The organism is Candidatus Leptofilum sp., from assembly GCF_965223525.1.
Classification (GTDB): Bacteria; Chloroflexota; Anaerolineae; order Promineifilales; family Promineifilaceae; genus Leptofilum.
On record NZ_OZ245005.1, the window covers coordinates 1,532,940 to 1,554,487 of the forward strand.

Consider the following 21,548-nt stretch of genomic DNA (forward strand, 5'->3'; position numbering starts at 1 on the left):
TGACGGAGATCACATCAAGTCGGAACAGTTGAACTGAAGCAAAGTTCCGTAAGTGCTACTCGTCAAAAGAAGTTTGCTTCAGTACTAGCTCCCAAATAGCGCAGGTGCCCTCAAAAAGAAGCCAGAATTTCATCCCACCCAGTCCCCTGATGATTGTGAGCCTCGCCAATTAAGATTTAAAAAGTTTGGCTTTGATCTGTCCATTTTAAGAAGCGGGCAGATTTTGTTTATTGATTTTGAATCATCTATCTAGGTAGGTATTTGTATTATGAGTGGAAATGTATTTAGCTGTTTTGTGATGGGAGAAGAATCATTATTGATTCAGTGCACAGAGATTCTACTTGAGCGTGGACATGATGTGCGCGGTGTGATCACCAAATCTGCAGCTATTACCAATTGGGCTAGCGAAAAAACGTTGCCAATTTTTGTCCCGGGCAAGGCATTGGCAGGTACATTAGCGCAGCAGCCAGCCTTTGATTATTTTCTGAGCATTACCAACTTGCGAATCGTCCCGGATGAGATTTTGACGTTGCCCCAAAAAGGAGCCATCAACTTCCACGATGGGCCTTTGCCTAAGTTTGCAGGGCTTTACGCTACCTCTTGGGCTTTGTTGCACCAGGCAGCGCAACACGGGGTTACCTGGCACGAAATGCGGAGCGGCATTGACAAGGGGGATATTCTCGTTCAGCAACTGTTCAACATTGCTGAAGGTGAAACTGCCTTCACCCTCAATGTAAAAGCCTATGAAGCTGGCATCGCCTCTTTTGCTGAATTGGTAGAAGGGATTGAAAACAGCAGCTTGCAGCCGCGTGCCCAAAATCTAGCCGAGCAAACTTACTTTGGCAAATATGATCGCCCGGCTGCGGCTGCCACATTGAATTGGGCTCAGCCTGCTGAAAAGCTGGTCGCTTTAATCAATGCGCTACAATTTGGCAGCTATGCCAATCCTCTGGCACTGCCCAAGCTGAACGCAAACGGCCGTCTCCTCATCGTCAATTCCGCAAAACCAAGCGAAGCCACATCTGCCGCTCCCGGCACCATCATTTCTGTAGATGACGAATCAGTCACCGTTGCCACCAGCAGCGGTTCCATTGTGCTTTCTGGCCTGCAAAATTTGGACGGCACGGCCGTTTCCCCAACCGAATTCAGCGTCAATCAGCAGCTCGCCAACCTGGATGCCGCCACCATTGCCGACCTCACCGCGCTAAACGACACCATTGTGCGGCAAGAAGGGTATTGGCTGCGCCGTTTGGCTCAAATGAGCGCTGTGGAACTGCCCTACGCTGACCGCAGCAATACGGCCGTTGGCCAAACCTATGAGACAGCCACGATGCCGCTACCCGCTGGTGTTTCTGGCGATGCCCAATCGCTCATTGCTGCTTTTGCCGCCTACCTGGCTCGCCTCAGCGGCAGCAATAATTTTGACATCGCTGTGAGCCTGCCCACCCTGGCCGCTGAAATTGGCGATTTTGCTAATTACTTTGCCACGCAGGTACCCTTCCAGGTAAAAACCGATGGCAACGCCAGCGTTGCCGACACAGTCGCAGCATTGCAAGCTGACCTGGACATGCTGCCAAGCAAGCGCAAAACGTTCAACCGTGACATTTTCCTGCGCCAGCCTGATTTAGAAGCGTTGCGAACCAAGCTAGACAGCGCATTGCTGCCGGTCCTCGTTCAATCCGCGAAATCTGCGGCTGAATTCACGCCGTTGCCCGGCATCGAATTGGCACTGTTGCTAACGCCAGATCAAAGCAGCGTGACCTGGGTGTACGACACGGCCGTTTACAGCCAGGAAATTATCGAAGCCATGCAAACCCAGTTTGCTTCTTTCCTGCAAAACGCCACCCAAAATGGTAGCCGCACATTGTCCGAGACAGCCATTCTTTCTGAGACAGAAATCCAGAGGCTGCTGGTGGATTGGAACAGTACCGAGGTGGCTTACGATGCCACCGCCTGTATTCACCAACTTATTGAAGCGCAAGCAGACGAACGGCCGAATGCCATTGCCCTCGTTTACGAAGACCAGCAGATTACTTACCGTCAGCTTAACCATCGTGCCAACCAGATGGCTCGTCATCTGCGTCATTTAGGCATCGTGCCAGACACCATCGTCGGCGTCTTTATGGAACGCTCCATCGAGATGATGGTGGCTTTGGTGGGGATCCACAAGGCGGGGGGAGCTTATCTTCCGCTTGACCCTACTTATCCCAAAGACCGGCTGGCCTTTATGGTGGAAGACACCGCCACGCCCGTCCTGCTCACTCAAAAGCATCTTGTCGCCAGCCTGCCGCACCACCAGGCGCAGGTCGTACGCGTAGATGCCGATTGGGCACAGATTGCCGAGCAAAGCGGCGAAAATGTGTTCAGCGGCGTCGAAGCGCACAATTTAGCCTACGTCATCTACACATCCGGCTCCACCGGCAAGCCCAAAGGCGTGATGGTGGAGCACGGCAACGCTGTCAACTTCTTCGTGGGCATGGATGAGCGCATTGGCGATGGGGGCATCGCTCACGATCCGCCGGGAACCTGGCTGGCCGTCACCAGCCTGTCCTTCGACATCTCCGTTTTGGAGCTGTTCTGGACGCTGGCACGGGGCTTCAAAGTCGTCATTTTTGATGACAAGACGCGCGAAGATGTAACGGCCGTTCCTGAACCACCTAAAAACGACAAACATATTGACTTTAGCCTCTTCTACTTCTCCAGCGACGAGAGCGAAGAAGGCGTGACCAACAAATACCATCTGCTGCTGGAAGGGGCTAAATTTGGCGATAAACACGGCTTTTCGGCCGTCTGGACTCCCGAACGCCACTTCCACGCATTTGGTGGCCTCTACCCCAATCCGTCCGTAACAGGCGCGGCCATTGCCGCCATTACCGAGAACGTGCAGATTCGCTCTGGTAGCTGTGTGCTGCCCCTACACAGCCCCATCCGTGTGGCTGAAGAGTGGTCGGTGGTAGATAACATTTCAAACGGCCGTGTCGGCCTCTCCATCGCCGCTGGTTGGCAGCCTAATGACTTTGTCCTGCGCCCCGGCAACTACGCTGAGCGCAAAGCGATCATGTTCCGCGACATTGAAGTGGTCAAAGAGCTGTGGCGCGGTGGCAGCATTACGATGCAAAACGATTTGGGCAAGGATGTGGAAGTAAAAACCCTTCCCCATCCCGTGCAAAAAGAGCTGCCCATTTGGGTAACGGCCGCAGGCAACCCCGAAACGTTCCGTGAAGCTGGCGCCAACGGCTACAACATCCTCACCCACTTGCTGGGGCAAAGCGTTGAGGAACTGGCTGAAAAAGTGAAGGTGTACCGCGAAGCATACGAAGCAGCCGGACATCCCGGCAAAGGCACCGTCTCCCTTATGCTGCACACCTTCATTGGCGATGACGTAGACGAAGTGCGCGAAACTGTGCGCGAACCGATGAAGCAATATCTCAGCAGCGCCATGAATCTAGTGCGTGCTGCTGCCTGGCACTTCCCCACCTTCAAGGAAAAAGCAGCTGCCACTGGCAAAAGCCCCTTCGAGGTGTTCGACGAAGAAGAACTGACTCCCGAAGATGTGGACGCGCTGCTCAACTTTGCCTTCGAGCGTTACTTTGAGACCAGCGGACTCTTCGGCACACCGCGCTCTGCGCTGCACATGGTCAATCGCCTCAAAGAAATTGATGTAGACGACATTGCCTGCCTGATTGATTTTGGCGTACCGTCATCCCAAGTGCTGGGGAATTTGGATCGGCTAAACGAACTCAAGAGTTTAGCTGAACCGAAACTGGCTACTGAAGATTTCTCTATTCCCGCCCAGATTGAGCGGCACAACGTAACCTACTTCCAATGTACGCCATCCATGGCTAGCATGTTGCTGCTGGACGAGCGCAACGTAACGGCTCTAGGCAAGGTGCAAACGATGATGGTCGGTGGCGAGGCATTGCCGACCGCATTGGCACAGCAGCTTAAGCAAATTGTGCCGGGGCGGGTCATCAACATGTATGGTCCTACCGAAACAACGATTTGGTCTTCTACTTATGAGGTGGGGGGTGAGGAAACGGCCGTTCCCATCGGCAAACCCATCGCCAACACCCAAATTTACATTTTGGATGCCAATATGCAGCCCGTCCCTATTGGTGTAGCTGGCGATCTCTACATTGGCGGCGACGGCGTCGTGCGCGGCTACCACAACCGACCTGAACTCACCGCCGAGCGGTTTGTTCAGTTGCCAGTAATCAGTAATCAGTATTCGGTGAAAAGCGAACTAATTACTGATAATCGATCGCTGAAAACTGTCTACAAGACTGGTGACTTGGCTCGCTACCGTGCCGATGGCAACATTGACTTCCTCGGACGTGCCGACTTCCAGGTGAAGCTGCGCGGCTACCGCATTGAGCTAGGCGAGATAGAAGCATTGCTAAATGCCCAAGATTCCGTGCGTGAGGCCGTCGTTGTCGCCCGCGAAGATACCCCCGGCGACAAGCGGCTGGTCGCTTACGTGATTACGCAGGTGGGGCAGAAGCTGGATAGCGCGGCCCTTAAAGAAGCACTCCGTGCAGACCTGCCAGAATTCATGGTGCCAGCTACCTACGTACCGATGAGCAGCTTCCCGCTGACGCCCAACAAGAAAACCGACCGCAAAGCATTGCCCGCGCCAGACCAGGTGCTGGTCGAGCCGCAAACCGCTTACGTCGCACCCACCAATGACCTGGAGCAGAAGATTGCCGAAATTTGGCAGCAGTTGCTGAACGTGCCACAGGTTGGTCTCAACGACAACTTCTTCGATCTGGGTGGCCACTCACTACTCACCGTGCAGGCGCATCGCCAGCTAAAAGAAGTGGTGGACAAGGAAATTTCGATCACCGATATGTTCCGCTTCCCCACCATTCGTTCATTGGCAGATTACCTGAATGAAGATAACGGCAGCAACGGCACCCAAAAAGCGGTTGAGCAAAGCGTAGACCGCGCCGCCAGCCGCCGCGAAAAAATGATGCAGCGTCGCCAAAGACGGCAGCGCGTACGGTAAAAACCACCCTCACCCTAACCCTCCCCCCAGCTACGGTGAGGGTTAGGGTGAGGGTCAAAACGTTAGGATCAATATGAGTAATCAGGACATCTTGGACGCTTTGGAAGGCACAGAAATTGCCGTCGTTGGTATGGCTGGCCGTTTTCCTGGCGCGCAAGACATAGAAACTTTTTGGCGCAATTTACGTGACGGCGTGGAATCTGTCACGTTTTACACTGATGAAGAACTACGGGAAGCTGACGTGCCAGAGGCATTGCTGCGAAATCCCAACTATGTGAAGTCTGGCGCACCGCTAGACGATATGGACAAATTTGACGCCAGCTTTTTTGGTTTTGGCCCGCGCGATGCGGCCATTATGGATCCGCAACATCGCAACTTCCTTGAAGTGGCTTGGAGTGCACTGGAACACGCTGGCTATGATCCGGAGCGGTTCGACGGCGCAATTGGCGTTTTTGGCGGCTCTGGTCACAATGCCTACATGCCCTACAATCTGCTCACCAACCCAGATTTGGTGGCGTCTGTTGGTTTTTTCCTGCTGCGCCACACGGGCAACGACAAAGACTTCCTGACGACGCGCGTTTCTTACCTGATGAACCTGCGCGGCCCCAGCGTGAATGTGCAAACCGCCTGTTCGACTTCGCTGGTGGCCATCCACATGGCCTCTCAGAGTTTGCTAAGTGGCGAATGTGACATGGCGTTAGCTGGTGGGGTCACGCTCGAGATGCCACATCGGCAGGGCTACCTCTTCCAGGATGGCGAAATTCTCTCATCCGACGGTCACTGCCGTTCTTTTGATGCGGATTCTGACGGGACGATTTTTGGCAGTGGCGTGGGTGTGGTGACACTGCGCCGCCTGGCGGATGCCATTGAGGATGGCGACACGATTCATGCGGTTATCAAGGGTTCGGCCGTAAACAACGACGGCTCTGGCAAGGTGAATTACCTGGCTCCCAGCGTGGATGGGCAGGCAGGAGCGATTGCCGAGGCGATTGCCCTGGCAAATATTGATGCCAGCACGATTGATTATGTGGAGGCTCATGGCACTGGCACCCGCATCGGCGACCCGATTGAGGTGACGGCTTTAACCCAGGCGTTCCGCCAAACGACGGATGAAAAGCAGTTCTGCGGTCTGGGTTCAGTAAAGACAAATATTGGGCATTTGGATACGGCCGCAGGCGTGGCAGCCTTCATCAAAGTAGCTCAGTCGCTGCGGCACAAGCAAATTCCAGCCAGCCTCAACTTCACCAACCCCAACCCCATGCTCAATTTGGAAGACAGCCCGTTCTTTGTCAATCACGAGCTGCGTGATTGGGAGGGTAACGGTTCGCCGCGGCGGGCAGGCATTAGCTCGCTGGGGGTGGGCGGTACGAATGCTCATGTGGTGGTAGAGGAAGCACCGCTGCTTGAGCCATCGAGCGATTCCCGAAGCTGGCAGCTTTTACAGCTTTCTGCCAAGAGCAAAAACGCTTTGGATGCGGCCAGCCAAAAATTGGCGCGCTTTTTGCAAGAAAACCCGGATGTGCCGCTGGCAGACGTGGCTTACACGCTGCAAGTGGGTCGTCAGCCGATGCCCCATCGTCGCGTTGTCGCTGTGCAAGATGCTGCCGATGCGGCCGCAGTTTTGGCCGATGGCGACCGCAAGCGGATTATGACCCAACAGGCTGGCGATGCAGAACCGTCGGTGGTCTTTATGTTCCCCGGCGGCGGGGCGCAGTACCCGAACATGGGGCGCGATTTGTACGAGACGGAGTCGGTTTACCGCAAGGCGATTGATGAATGTTTGGCGTTGGTACGGCCGCATCTGAACACAGACCTCCGCCAACTGATCTTCCCCACCGACGAGAATTTGGAACAAGCGACTGAGGAGTTGAAACGGCCGTCCCGCAACCTGCCTGCCATCTTCATGACCGAGTACGCCCTGGCGCAATTGTGGCGTTCCTGGGGCATTGAACCCGCCGCTATGACCGGGCACAGCATGGGTGAATACACGGCCGCTTGCCTAGCGGGTGTGCTGTCATTGAAAGATGCGCTCTTCATCGTGACGCTGCGCGGCAAACTGTTTGAAACGCTGCCCGAAGGCGGCATGATCAGCGTGCCGATGACTGAGGAAGCGTTGCAGCCCTATCTGGCCGACGGGCTGTCTATTGCCGTGATTAACAACCCGGAACTGTGCGTGGTTTCTGGTGAAGTCGCTGCCTTGGAAAAACTGGAAGCAGTGCTAGCCGAGCAAGAAGTGGAGTACCGTCGGGTACGTATTAACGTGGCGGCTCATTCACCTATGCTCGATCCCATTTTAGACGAATTTGGCCGCGAACTGGCAAAAATCCAGTTTAACCAGCCAACGATGCCCTTCATTTCCAACGTAACTGGCAACTGGATTACGCCAGAAGAAGCGACCAATCCGCAATATTGGGTGCGCCATTTGCGCCACACGGTGCGCTTTGCCGATGGTCTGACGACGCTGCTGGACGAACCAAATCGCGTATTTCTGGAAGTTGGCCCTGGCCAGACGCTCAGTTCGCTGCTGCGAATGCACCCGGAAAAGGATAAAACGCATACGGCCGTTGCCTCTCTACGCCACCGCAAAGAAGAACTGTCTGACCTGCAATTTGCCCTTACCAGCCTGGGTCGCCTTTGGCTGACGGGTGTCATGCCCGATTGGGCTGCTTTTTACGCCGACGAGGTGCGCTACCGCGTGCCGCTGCCAACCTATCCATTTGAGCGTCAACGCTACTGGATTGAGCCGGGCAACACCTTGTTTAGCGGGGCAGAAGTGACCAAAAGCGTCTTGGCCAAGATGCCGGAACTGGAAGACTGGTTTTACAAGCGCAGTTGGCAGCTTACTGACAAACCGTCTGCGGGCGTGGTGGAACCCATCACCTGGCTGCTGTTTAAGGATGAATTGGGCATTGGTGAGCAGGTGCAGCAGCAGCTACAAGCTGCTGGGCATACGGTTCTCGCCGTGACGGTGGGTGAGCAGTTCCGCCAGCTTGGTGAATTTACTTATGAAGTGAATCCCCGCGCGCGTATTGATTACGATACGTTGGTGGAGGAGTTGGCCGGTCGGTCGCTGCTACCTCAGCGCGTGGCTCATTTGTGGACGCTCAACCAGTTACAAGACTCAGACCGGACGCAGGTTTATTATCAAAATCAGGATTTGGGTTTTTTCAGTCTCTTCTTTTTGGCGCAGGCGTTAGGTGAAGAGGGGTTGCCGGGGACGTTGGACGTAACGGCCGTTACCAACGGCAGCCAGCGCATAGACGACGAACAGGTTCCCTACCCAGACAAAGCCACCCTGCTGGGGCCAATCAAGGTGATGCCCCGCGAATTTCCTGGCGTTACGGCGCGACTGGTGGATTTGGCACTCCCAGCCAATTTGCTGCCAGATCAAATTGAGGGATTGGCCACGCTCATCAAGGCGGATTTGTTGGCGGAACCCCAGGATGGTTTGTTTGCATACCGGAACGGCCGTCGCTGGCAGCAGCAGTTTGAAGCTGCACCCCAGCCAGAAGCCAATCTGGACGATTCGCGCATCAAGCAAGGCGGCGTCTACCTCATCACCGGTGGTATGGGCGGCATTGGTTTGGTCATGGCCGAGCATTTGGCAGAGACGGCGCAGGCAAAGCTGGTGCTGTTGAGCCGCTCTGGGTTGCCCAAGCGGGAGATGTGGGCTGACTGGATTAAAAATCACACCGTGACGGACAAAACCAGCCGCCGCATTCAGAAAATTCAGGCACTAGAAGCCGCTGGTGCTGAGGTTTTGGTGGTGGATGCTGATGTGACCAACCGAGAGCAGGTGAAGCAAGCCATTGCCCAGGCCAAGCACCGTTTTGGCACAATCGACGGCGTTGTTCATGCGGCTGGCGTACTGGATGACAATTTGATCCAGCTCAAAACCGCGCAAGAGGCGGGGCGCGTACTGGCTCCCAAAGCACGCGGTGCGTTGCTGCTGGATGAATATTTAGCTGATGATTCGCTTGATTTCTTTGTGCTATTTTCCTCCACCAGTACAGAAATTGGCGCGGCCGGGCAGGTGGATTACGTGGCGGCCAATGCTTTCCTGAACGCTTTTGCCGAGAGCAAAACGGCCGCTTCCCAAACGTTTGCCGTCGCCGTGAATTGGGGTGTTTGGCAAGAAGTGGGTATGGCGGTGGATGCGGCCGTGCGCCTGGGCATGGCAGATGAAGTGCAATCCATTGGCACCGATGTCCCTCATCCTTTGCTGGATAAAATCATCGTGGAATCTGAGGATGAGATTGTTTACGCCACCAACTACCGTACCGACACGCACTGGATTTTGGATCAGCACCGCATTAAGGATGGCGAGGCACTCATTCCCGGCACGGGCTATCTGGAAATTGCCAAAGCTGCGCTGGAGAAGGGAACCCCCAACGGCCCGGTAGAGATTGAGGATTTGTTTTTCTTGTCGCCGCTGGAAGTTTATGAGGATGAAACCCGTGAAGTGCGCGTCTCGCTAGAGAAAAACGGCGCGGGCTATGGCTTCACTGTTACCAGCCGCACGCCAGAATACACTTGGCAAGAGCATGTGCGTGGTAAGGTGAAAAACGGCCGTTCGCCACAGCACCCCACCCACAGCATCCAGGAAATTGCGACCCGCTGCAACCTGCGTGAAGTACGCTACGCACCAATGGAGCAGGAAACCAAGCAAGAAGCCTATCTCAATTTTGGCCCACGCTGGAAGAATCTGCGGCAGGTTTGCTACGGCGAAAATGAGGTGTTGGCCATGCTGGAGTTGCCGGAGCAGTTCAGCGGCGACCTGGACAGCTTTTCTCTGCACCCGGCGTTGATGGATTTAGCGACCAGTGCGGGCTTGCCGTTGGTGGATGGCTACGAAAGTAGCGACGATTTTTACGTGCCACTGTCGTACAAAAAGGTGCAGGTGCATGGGCCGCTGCCGCGACGCATTTACAGCCATGTGCGCCACAACAAAGACGGCCGTAACCACCAAGAAGTCCCCGCCTTTGACGTAACGATTATGGATGAAGACGGCCGTTCGCTCGTCGAGATTAACGAATTCATGCTCAAGCGAGTGAGCTACGAAACGATGGTGAATGGCAAGAAGCAGAATAGAGGTGGTGGCGAAACGGCCGCTGCTGCCGACGCTGAACCCAGCCTGCTGCAATTAGCCCTGACGGATGGTATCGCCCCCGCCGAAGGCATGGAAGCCCTCGGCCGCATCCTCAGCCACAAAGTGCCGCCGCAAATGATTGTTACCTCGCTGGATTTGCAAGGCTTGGTAGACCAGGCCAACAGCGAGCAGGACGATGGCGACGATGGTGGCCTCAAACTTTCCCGGCCAGAACTGCAAAGCAGCTACGAAGCGCCGCGCAACGAACTAGAGCAAAACCTGGTCAAAATTTGGGAAGAACTGCTGGGCATCACCGATATTGGCATCCACGATGATTTCTTTGAGCTAGGCGGTCACTCACTCATCGCCGTGCGGCTTTTTGCCAAAATCAAAAAAACCTACGCAGTGGATCTCTCCCTGGCGACACTGTTTGAGGCACCAACTATCGCTGAATGCGCCGATTTGTTGCATACGGAGTACGACGTACCCGTGGAAGCTGCTCGAGAATCAGCCCAACCCAAAGAGCGCAAGCGTCGCCGTGCTTCTGGCGAATGGACGCCGCTGGTTGCCATTCAGTCTAAGGGAAACAGGATTCCGTTCTTCTGTGTACATGGTGGCTTTGGCAATGTGCTGAACTTTTATGATCTCACCCGCTACCTGGGGCCAGACCAACCATTTTATGGTCTGCAAGCGCGGGGCGTAGATGGCAAGCAGCCCCCATTTGCCACGTTGCCAGAGATGGCGGCCGAATATGTGAAGCAGATGCGCGCTGTGCAGCCAGAAGGCCCCTACATGATGGGCGGCTTTTCGATGGGCGGCGAAGTGGCCTATGAGATGGCCCAGCAGCTTCACGCCCAGGGGCAAGAGGTGGCGCTGGTGGCTTTGCTAGACACGCACAACCCAGAATTCGCCCGTCGGCGCCAAAACGTGCTGCGTATGGCAGAAGGGCCAGACAGCATTGCCGGAACCACCAACAAAGATATGACAGAGTATGGAGAAGGGCTCATTTTTAAGCTGCGCTTGTTCAGACGCTGGGCGGGCATCAAAATGCAGTTAGCACGTAAGGATTTGCAAAAATACCGCTTGTTCTGGCGCGTGCGCCGGATGCTGCGGGCTGGGCAAACATTGCCGCAATCACTCATTTCGCCCTACTTGTGGAAGGCTCACGTAGATTTGGTGAACAACCACAAGCCAAAGCCATATCCTGGCCGCGTAACGCTATTCCGCGCCAGCGAAACGGAAGTGAGCAATCCCAATGGTGAAGGAATTGGTTGGTCGCGGCTGGCACAGGGCGGTTTGGACGTTCACATCATTCACGGTACACACAATATTGTCAAGGAGCCATACGTGGCTGAACTAGCCCGGATGTTGAAGCTGAGTATTGACAGGGCTGTCGTGTAAAAGCGGGAGAGTATAGGTAGATCAATCATGGAAAAACAACCAGAATATCTGTTTACAGTCGTTATTAACCATGAGGAACAATACTCAATCTGGCCTGCAGGGCAAACCATCCCCAATGGGTGGCGTGCCGTCGGGCAGGTGGGGTCTAAGGAGGCTTGTCTGGCGTACATCAACCAAGTATGGACAGACATGAGACCCCTCAGCGTGCGTCAACACGCCTCGTCATAGTTTTTAGAGCTACCCCAACCAAATATGAATCGCGTCATCGTAGAAAATCCCTCGTTGCCGGAGCGTTTTGTAAGGCAAGCACATCAATCACCTGAGGCTCCGGCTGTTTGCACCCAAACTGAGCAATTGACTTTTGCGGCGCTAAACGGCCGTACCAATCAACTCGCCCGCCTGCTACAAAAACAGGGGGTAGGGGCAGAGACGGCCGTGGCTGTTTATTTGGATCGGTCTGTGGAGATGGTGGTGGCGCTGCTGGCGGTGCTAAAAGCTGGGGCAGCCTATGTGCCCGTTGATCCTGGCTATCCCCCTGAGCGAATTGAGTACATGCTGGCAGATGCGGAAACGGCCGTTTGCCTCACCAACTCCCAGCTAGCCCACAAGCTGCCCGCTGCTGCCCAAAATAAAGTCATCTTGCTCGATCAATCTGAATACATCTTATCCCTCTTGCCCGACGACGATGTGATGGTAACAGTTCAGCCGGAAAATCTAGCCTACGTTATTTACACTTCGGGTTCCACCGGCAAGCCCAAAGGAGCGATGATCACCCATCGCGGCTTGGCCAACTACCTGGATTGGGCAGTGGCGGCGTATCCAGCCCAGGCTGGCGGTGCGCCCGTCCACTCTTCCGTTGGCTTTGACCTGACCGTGACCAGCCTGTTTGTGCCGCTGCTGGCCGGGCAGCCGGTGCACCTGCTGCTGGAGGGGGATGTGGGCAATTTGCTGGGGCAAGCCCTTACCCAGCCAGGTGGGTTTGGCCTGGTTAAAATCACGCCTGCCCATTTGCTGCTGCTCAACCAGATTGTGCCAGCCGAACAGGCAGCCACGGCCACGCAATCATTCGTGATTGGGGGCGAGCAGCTAACGGCCGAACAGCTTGCCTTTTGGCGTAAACACGCTCCCCACACCCGCCTCTTTAACGAATATGGCCCCACAGAGACGGTGGTTGGCTGCTGTGTCTATGAGATTGTGCTGGAGGACGCCCTGACTGGCACAGTGCCCATTGGCCAGCCCATCGCCAACACGCAGCTTTACGTGCTGGATGAGCAAATGCAGCTTGTGCCGGAAGGCGAGGTTGGCGAACTGTACGTTGGTGGCGAAGGTGTGGCGCGTGGTTATTTGAAACGGCCGTCTCTCACCGCCGAGAAATTTGTACCAGACCCGTTCAGCGGCGTTCCCAGCAGCCGCCTGTACCGCACCGGAGATTTAGCCCGCTGCCGGCCAGATGGCCAATTTGAATTTTTGGGACGCATTGATCACCAGGTGAAAATTCGCGGCTACCGCATTGAGCTGGGCGAAATTGAGGCGGTGCTGGGACAACATGAGAACGTCCGGGAAACGGCCGTACTCGTCCATGAAACCGCAGGCAGCAAGCAGCTTATTGCCTACCTCACCGCCGAACAAGCCCCCGCACCGCAAACAGAGGGTTTGCGCGACTTTTTGGCCCTGCAGTTGCCAGACTACATGATTCCGGCGCGATTTGTGTGGCTGGAGAGGATGCCGCTGACCATCAACGGCAAGATTGATCGCCAAGCGTTGCCCGCGCCAGCCAGCGTGCGGCCAGACCTGCCCCAGCCCTACGCCCCGCCGCGCACTACTCAGGAAGAAACGCTGGCAGAGATTTGGGCAGAGGTGCTGGGCGTGAATCCGGTTGGTATCCACGATAGCTTTTTTGGCCTGGGCGGTGACTCGATCAACGCCATCCAGATTTTGGTGCAGGCCAAACAGGCGGGGCTGCACTTTTCGCTGGCAGATTTGTTCAATTTGCAAACGATTGCTCGCTTGTTGCCACAGTTGGCTCAACAATTAGAAATTGCCGAGGCAGATGTGACGGCCGTTCCGCCAAAACCGTTTAGCCTGATCAACGCCGCAGACCGTGCCAAGCTGCCGCCTGCTGTCGAAGATGCCTATCCACTGAGCAAGCTGCAGGCTGGGATGCTGTTTCATTCTGAGCTAGAAGCGGAGACAACGGTTTTCCATAACGTAACTAATTGGCAGATTGAGGGGAAATTTGAGGGGGAGCTGCTGGCAACGGCCGTACAGCAACTCGCCCAGCGACACCCCGTTTTACGCACCAGCTTCGATCTCACTAGCTTCAGCGAGCCACTGCAACTTGTTTGGTCGCAAGTGCAAATCCCCGTAACCTTGCACGATTTGCGCGGGCTGGATGACGCTGCCCAAACGTCCGAAATTGAGCACTCGGTGGCGCAAACCATCAGCGAAAAGTTCGACTGGACGCAGCCACCGCTGCTGCGCTTTCACTTTTTCCAGCGCAGTACCAGCAGCTTCCAGATGATCATGGCGGAGCATCACGCCATTTTGGATGGCTGGAGCATTGCCTCGCTAGCGACAGAACTGTTCCAGACATACCAGAGGCTGCTGGCAGGCGAAGCCGTTCAGCAGGAGCCTGGCCTGGCTTTCTGGCAATTTGTGGCGGCAGAGCAGGCAATTCTCGGTTCAGATGCGGCGCAGGTGTTTTGGCAAGCGGCATTGGCCGAGAGCAGCGTGAGCACCGTGCCACGCCTGCCGCTGCCCACCGCAGCAGATGATTTGCCGGAATCGGCCACTTATCAAACCGTCCTCCCCGCCAACGAGGTGACCCAGCTAAAAGCGGTGGCGCAGCAGGCGGGCGTGCCGCTAAAAACCGTGCTGCTGGCGGCGCACCTGAAGGTACTGGGCTTTATCTGTGGGCAAAATGATGTACTGAGCGGGTTGGTGATGAACGGCCGTCCTGAACAAAGCGGCAGCAAACGGGCGTTAGGCTTGTTCCTCAACACGGTTCCCTTCCGCCAAAAGCTCGCGCCCGGCAGTTGGCTAGACCTCATCCAGCACACCTTTGCCACCGAAAACGAGATTCTGCCCCATCGCCGCTTTCCCCTGGCTGAAATTCAACAAATGCACGGCGGACAGCCCCTGTTTGAAGTGCCATTCAACTATTTGCACTATCATCTATTTGGGGAATTAGCTGCTGACAGCCAGATCAGCATCGTGGACAAGCAATTTATTGGCTATACCAACTTTGATTTGGCGGTGGAGGCGGAACTGCATCCTACGGATGGCACGCTGGTGCTGCGGCTGGCCTACAAACGGTCCGAATTTGGTGCGGCTCGGATCGAGCAGATGGCGGGCTATTTGGTGCGGACGCTGGCGGTAGTTGCGGCGGAGCCAGAGGCAGCACACCATCAATTTTCACTGTTGAGCGTTGCCGAGCAGCAGATGCTGCTGGTAGATTGGAACGCCACCGGAGCGGCCGTTCCCCATCAACTCATCCACCGCTGGGTAGAAACTGTGGCTGACGCGATGCCGGAGAAAACGGCCGTTGCCTACCAAAACCAGCAAATACCCTACGCACAGTTAAATGCCAAAGCCAACCAGCTTGCCCACTATCTACAGGCCAACGGCATCGGCCCGGAAAGCGTTGTGGCCGTTTACCTCAACCGTTCGCCAGAGATGGTCATTGCGGCGTTGGCCGTCCTCAAGGCAGGAGGTGCCTACCTGCCGTTAGACCCCACCTATCCCACCGAGCGCATCCGTTACATGCTAGAAGACGCCCAACCCGCCGCCCTGCTCACCCAAGAAGAAATAGTTGCAAGTGCTCATTCACAATTCACAATTAAACTGGATGCCGACTGGCCCCAAATTGCCAAACACAGCCAAGAAAACCCTACCAGCCCGGTAACGGCCGATAATGCAGCCTACATCATTTACACGTCTGGCTCGACGGGGCGGCCGAAGGGTGTCGTGGTGACGCATCGGGGCGTGCCAAACATGGCGCAGGCGCATCACAAAGAGTTTGCCATCGGGTCAGAGAGCCGGGTGCTTCAATTTGCCGCCTTTGGCTTCGATGCCTCCGTCTCTGAAATTTTTGTGACGCTGACGGCAGGCGCAACGTTAGTGCTGGCAGATGCTGAGGCGATGCTGCCCGGCTCGGATTTGGCAGAATTGGTGGAGAGGCAGGGGGTTACGGCCGTTACCCTCCCCCCATCTGCCCTTGCCATTCTCAACCCGGCCGATTTCCCCGATTTGCAAACGGTGGTGGCTGCCGGGGAAGCCTGTTCAGCCGAGGTGGTGGCCCGCTGGTCGCCCGGACGCCGTTTCATCAATGGGTATGGTCCCACAGAGGGAACGGTTTGTGCCACAACGGCCGTTCTTACCCCAGCCGATACCCACGTTCACATTGGCCGCCCCATTGACAACGTGCAGCTATTTGTACTAAACGAAGAGCAGCAGCCCGTGCCTGTTGGCACGCCCGGCGAGCTTTACGTCGGCGGTATTGGCTTGGCGCGTGGCTACCTGAACCGGCCAGCACTGACGGCGGAACGGTTTGTTCCGTTATCCGTGAGCGGTAATCGGTTGTCGGTAAACGGTGATCAGTTACCGATTACCGATCACCGTTTACTGAATACTGTTTACCGCACGGGAGATCTTGTTCGTTACTTGCCAGACGGCAACCTCGAATTTTTGGGGCGGCTGGATCATCAGGTGAAAATTCGCGGCTACCGCATTGAGTTGGGCGAGGTTGAGGCGGCATTGCGGCGGGAAACGGCCGTGCAAGACGCGCTTGTCCTCGCCAGGGATGATGCAGGCACGGGGCCGCAGCTGGTTGCTTACGTGGTGGGGACAACGATGGCAGTGGCTGATTTGCGTGATGCGCTTGCCCAGCAGCTTCCCGCGTACATGATTCCCACCGCTTTTGTAATACTAGATGTGTTTCCACTGACGCCCAACGGTAAAATTGACCGCCACGCGCTGCCCGAACCAACGGCCGTTGCCACCACCGCTTATGTTGCCCCCCGCACCGAAGTAGAAACCGTTATCGTCAATGTATGGGCAGAAATCCTAAACCTGCCCAAAGTGGGCATCCACGATAACTTTTTTGAGCTAGGGGGCCACTCCTTGCTGGCTACCCAACTGGTGACGCAGCTGCGCCAAACATTGCAGATCACCCTGCCGTTGCGGACGCTGTTTGATGCCCCAACCGCTGCCCAACTAACCGAGGCTGTTCTGCAATTGCCCAACGAATGTGAGCGCGTTATGCAGGTGGCGCGGGCTTTGTTAGCTGGGGTCGGCACGGTGTCATTCGCCACGATTTTGCCCCGTCCCGCTGCGGCTGATCCGCTGCCGCTCTCATTGGCGCAGCAGCGATTATGGTTTTTGGAGGCGCTGTCGCCCGGCACGGCGTTGTTCAATACGCCGCTGGCACTGCGCCTGAGTTGTGTGCTGGATGAGACTGCTCTGGCGCAGGCGTGCCAGGCATTGGTTGATCGGCATGAGGGGTTACGCACCACGTTTACGGCCGTTTCTGGCACGCCCCAGCAAATCATCCACAATCGCTGGCCCATTACGCTAGAAACCATGCAGGTGACAACTGATAGCTTGGATGAATTGATGCAAACGGCCGTGCAACGGCCGTTCGATTTGGAAAAAGGGCCGCTGCTGCGCTGCCATCTGCTACAGAGCAGCTCCACTGACCACATTTTGCTGCTCGTTTTCCACCACATGGTTTTCGATGGCTGGTCGGCCAAAGTGGTGGTGGATGAGCTGGTGGCTTTATACGAAACCTTTGCCCAGCAGCGCCAGCCGACATTGCCAGACCTGCCCATCCAATATGCCGATTACGCCATTTGGCAGCGCGAGTGGCTTGCAGGTGCGCGGCTGCAAACGCAGCTGCATTATTGGCAAGCGCAGTTGGCTGGTGACCTGCCGCTGCTGCAGCTACCCACCGACAAACCGCGCCCTGCGGTAAAGACGCATCGCGGCGGGGTGGAAACCGTCTTGCTACCGCCTGAACTGCTGGGGCAGGTGCTGGCCTTGAGCCAGCAAACGGAGACCACGCCGTTTATGCTGCTGTTGGCGGCGTTTCAGGTCTTGCTACATCGGTACACCGCTCAGGAAGATATTTTGGTGGGTACGCCCATCGCCAATCGGCAGCAGCCGGACTTGGCAGGGTTGATCGGCTTCTTTGTGAACACGCTGGTGCTGCGCGGCCAGGTGAATGGCGAGCAAACGTTCCGGCAGCTGTTGGCGCAGGTGCGCCAGACGGCGTTAGCTGCCTATGATCATGCCGATGTGCCGTTCGAGAAGCTGGTGGAGCTGCTCCAGCCGGAGCGCAATCTGAGCTATGATCCTATTTTTCAGGTGCTGTTTGCTTATCAGGAGGACGGGATGGCGGAATTATCGGTGCCCAACCTCACTTTTGCCACAATGGAGGTAGACAACGGCATCGCGCAGTTTGACCTGACGCTGGCCGTGCGCCGTGAGGGGGAACAGCTAAGCTGCAGCCTAAATTACAACACCGATCTGTTTGTACCAGAGACAATCCGGCGCATGTTGGGGCATTGGCAAAGGTTGCTGGCTGGCTTGCTGGCGCAGCCTGAGCAGCCCGTGGGCCAGATTGGGATGCTCACTTCGCCAGAGTGGCAGCAGATGGTGGTGGATTGGAACGATACGGCCGTCCCGCTGCCAAAATTGCGCTTTTTCCATGAGCATGTGGCTCACTGGGCGCAGCAATCGCCAGAGACTCCCGCCCTATGTTATGGTTCGCAGCAGATGGATTATGCTACGTTGAACAGCAAAGCCAACCAGCTTGCCCACGCCTTGCAAAGCTGGGGCGTTGGCCCAGAAAGCCGAGTGGGCATCTTCCTCAATCGCTCCTTTGAGATGATTATTGTGCTGTTGGCAGTGCAAAAGGCGGGCGGAGCCTATGTGCCGCTAGACACAGCCTATCCGGCAGACCGCCTGAGTTACATGGTGGCCGACGCCGAGCTTGCTCTGGTTCTCACAACATCTGCGTTGGGTGACAAGCTGCCAGTTGGAGAGGATACGGCCGTTGCCCTAGACAAAGCGTGGCCAGAGCAAATTGCCAATCAGCCAGCTAGCAACCCGCCCAGCAGCCTCACCCCAGACAATCTGGCTTACGTTATTTACACGTCTGGCTCAACGGGTCGCCCAAAGGGGGTAGGGGTAACGCACCGGGGCGTGGTGAATTTGGGGCAAGCCTTGCGGCAGCGATTGGTCATCTCGCCACAAAGCCGAGTGCTGCAATTTGCCTCGTTTAGCTTTGATGCGTCGGTGGCAGAAATTGTAGGAGCCTTGCAAAACGGGGCAACGCTGGTGCTGGCCAACAAGGAAGCACTGCTGATGGGGACGTCGTTTGTGAGCCTCATGCAGCAGCAGACGGTTAGCGTGGCGACGCTGCCACCTTCGGCTCTTGCCTTGCTCAATCCGGCCGATTTCCCTGCCTTGCAAACGATTGTTTCGGCTGGGGAGGCGTGTTCAGCAGATGTTGTGGCCAACTGGTCGGCAGGGCGGCGTTTTGTGAATGGGTATGGCCCAACGGAGGGGACGGTGGGGGCGATTACGGCCGTTCTCACCCCAGATGAGCCGCAGCCCGTTTTGGGACGGCCGTTGCCCAATTATCAGATTTTCCTGCTCAATCCGCAGCTGCAGCCCGTGCCGGTGGGCGTGGCCGGTGAGATTCATATTGCCGGGCTGGGGCTGGCGCGTGGCTACCTGAACCGGCCAGACTTGACGGCCGAAAAATTCATCGCCAATCCCTTTAGCGCCAACAGCAACCAGAGAATGTACAAAACGGGGGATTTGGGGCGATATTTGCCAGACGGCCGTATTGAATATCTGGGCCGCATTGATCATCAAGTAAAAATTCGTGGTTTTCGTATAGAGATTGGTGAAGTAGAGGCAGCCATTCGTCAGCACGCAGCGGTGCGGGATGTGCTGGTGCTGGCGCAGGAGGGAGGCGCGGGTCTACAGTTAGTGGCTTACGTGGTGGGGAATGTAGACGATTTGGGGGATTTACGGCCGTTTCTCAATCAATCCTTACCCGCCTATATGGTTCCTGCTGCCTTTGTAACGCTAGACAAATTCCCGCAAACACCCAACGGCAAAATTGACCGCAAAGCGTTGCCTGCACCAGATAGTCCAACCTTTGTAGGGGAAGGGTTGTTTGTAGCGCCGCAGGATGCGTTGGAGTCTCAGTTGGTGCAAATTTGGCAGGATGTACTCAAGTTACCGGCCATTAGCACCACTGCCAACTACTTTGAGATGGGTGGGCATTCCCTCCAGGCAGTGAAACTATTTGCCGACATTGAGAAGCGGCTCAAGCTGCGCTTGCCGGTGTCGCTACTGTTTGAAGCGCCTACCATTCGCCAGTTGGCTACGGCCGTTCGTCAGCGCCAGGAAGCGGCAAAGTGGTCGTCGCTCGTGCCTATTCAGCCATTGGGCAGCAAGACGCCGCTCTTTTGCGTACATGGTGGGGCGGGGCGTGTGTTTCATTACCATGATTTGGCGCAACTTTTAGGGACGGAACGGCCGTTTTACGGCATCCAGCCCAAAACAGACCCAACCACGCACCAGGCCATCTACCAAACTGTTGAGGAAATGGCAGCACACTACATCCGCGAGATTAAGATGGTGCAGCCGACTGGCCCTTACTTGCTCAGCGGGTTCTGCTTTGGCGGCATTGTAGTTTATGAGATGGCGCTGCAGCTCACCGGGGCTGGTGATGAGGTGGGCTTGTTGGTCTTTATTGATCCCACCACGCCCAGCAACAAACCCCAGCTACAGCCGCCTCCGCCGCCGGAGGAGTTAGATGCCCGGCTGCGGAGGCATAAGAAAAACATGGCGCAGCTTGGCATGCTACCACGGCTGGGGTACATTTTGAACAGTGGCAAAAACCGATTCGTCGCTTATTGGCATCTATTTTACCGAGCCTGGCTGCGAGATTGGCGCAAGATTCGAGGCAAGGTGTTGTGCCTATACCTGAGTTGGCGATCAAATGTGCCTTCGCGCCTGACCGATTTTTACTTTATGAACGTGATTTCTGAACCAGCAACGCATGCCTATCATCCCAAACAGTATCCCGGCGAGGCGGTTCTGTTTTTCTCGACGCTGGAAAACGGCGGGGATGAATCGCTGGGTTGGTCTGGTTTGCCAGAGGACGATCTCATTTTGCACAAGGTTGAATCAACGCATCTGGGCATTTTGAAACGGCCGTATATTGATCAAGTTGCCGCTAAACTCAAGGAACATCTGGAACCCTTTGCATGACCCCGTTTCGATCCACTTGGCCACCATCGCCAGCCAGACCCGGCTTGCCCGACCAGGAACTTCATGTGTGGGTTGCTTCACTCAATCGCCCACAGCCGCAGCTAAACCAGTTTTGGCAGCATCTTGCCGAGGATGAACGGGCACGTGCCAATCGCTTCTACTTTGACCATGACCGGGCGCATTACATTGTGGCGCGGGGCTTGTTGCGGCAGCTTTTGGGCAGCTATTTGCAGCTTCCAGCGCACCAAATAGCGTTTGCCTACGGTGAACACGGCAAGCCGAAACTCGCAGCGGAACAGGCAACGTCTGGCCTGCACTTCAACATCTCGCACGCGCAGGGAGTAGCGCTGCTGGCTTTTGCTCGCCATCGGGAAGTGGGGGTAGATATTGAGCAGATACGGCCGTTGGACGATGCAGAACAAATTGCGGAGCGGTTTTTCTCAAAGAATGAGGTGGTGGTGTTTGCGGCCGTACCCGCCAAGCAAAAACCCCAAGCCTTCTTCAACTGCTGGACGCGCAAAGAAGCGTTCATCAAAGTCATTGGCGAAGGGCTCTCCTGCCCGCTAGACTCCTTCGACGTGACCTTGAAGCCAGGTGAACCAGCCGAACTGCTCCAGGTGAAGGGTAGCCAGGAAGAAGCGGCTCGTTGGCGGTTAGAGAATCTCAACCCAGCCAATGGCTACGTCGGAGCCGTCATCGCCGAAGGGCGAGAGTGGCAATTGCGCTATTGGCAATGGCCGTGATTCAGTAAGTGGTAATTTG

At 55.9% G+C, this 21,548-nt stretch carries 5 protein-coding genes; all 5 read left to right on the top strand.

What is annotated here, in order from left to right:
- Positions 1–268: 268 nt before the first annotated feature.
- Positions 269–5,005, top strand: a complete 4,737-nt coding sequence (locus ACOQPM_RS23665; protein ID WP_420630860.1) for a MupA/Atu3671 family FMN-dependent luciferase-like monooxygenase — start codon at positions 269–271, stop codon at positions 5,003–5,005.
- 73 nt (positions 5,006–5,078) lie between these two features.
- On the top strand, positions 5,079–11,495 hold the full coding sequence (locus tag ACOQPM_RS23670; RefSeq protein ID WP_420630861.1) for an SDR family NAD(P)-dependent oxidoreductase: 6,417 nt from the start codon (positions 5,079–5,081) through the stop codon (positions 11,493–11,495).
- 27 nt (positions 11,496–11,522) lie between these two features.
- A complete protein-coding gene (locus ACOQPM_RS23675) occupies positions 11,523–11,723 on the top strand; it encodes an MbtH family protein (protein WP_420630862.1) in 201 nt (66 codons plus the stop codon).
- A gap of 24 nt (positions 11,724–11,747) precedes the next feature.
- Positions 11,748–20,786, top strand: a complete 9,039-nt coding sequence (locus ACOQPM_RS23680; protein WP_420630863.1) for an amino acid adenylation domain-containing protein — start codon at positions 11,748–11,750, stop codon at positions 20,784–20,786.
- Positions 20,783–21,529 (top strand): 4'-phosphopantetheinyl transferase family protein, encoded by a 747-nt coding sequence (locus tag ACOQPM_RS23685; protein ID WP_420630864.1) that lies wholly within the window; start codon positions 20,783–20,785, stop codon positions 21,527–21,529. The genes ACOQPM_RS23680 and ACOQPM_RS23685 overlap by 4 nt, the downstream gene beginning before the upstream one ends.
- Positions 21,530–21,548: the final 19 nt, after the last annotated feature.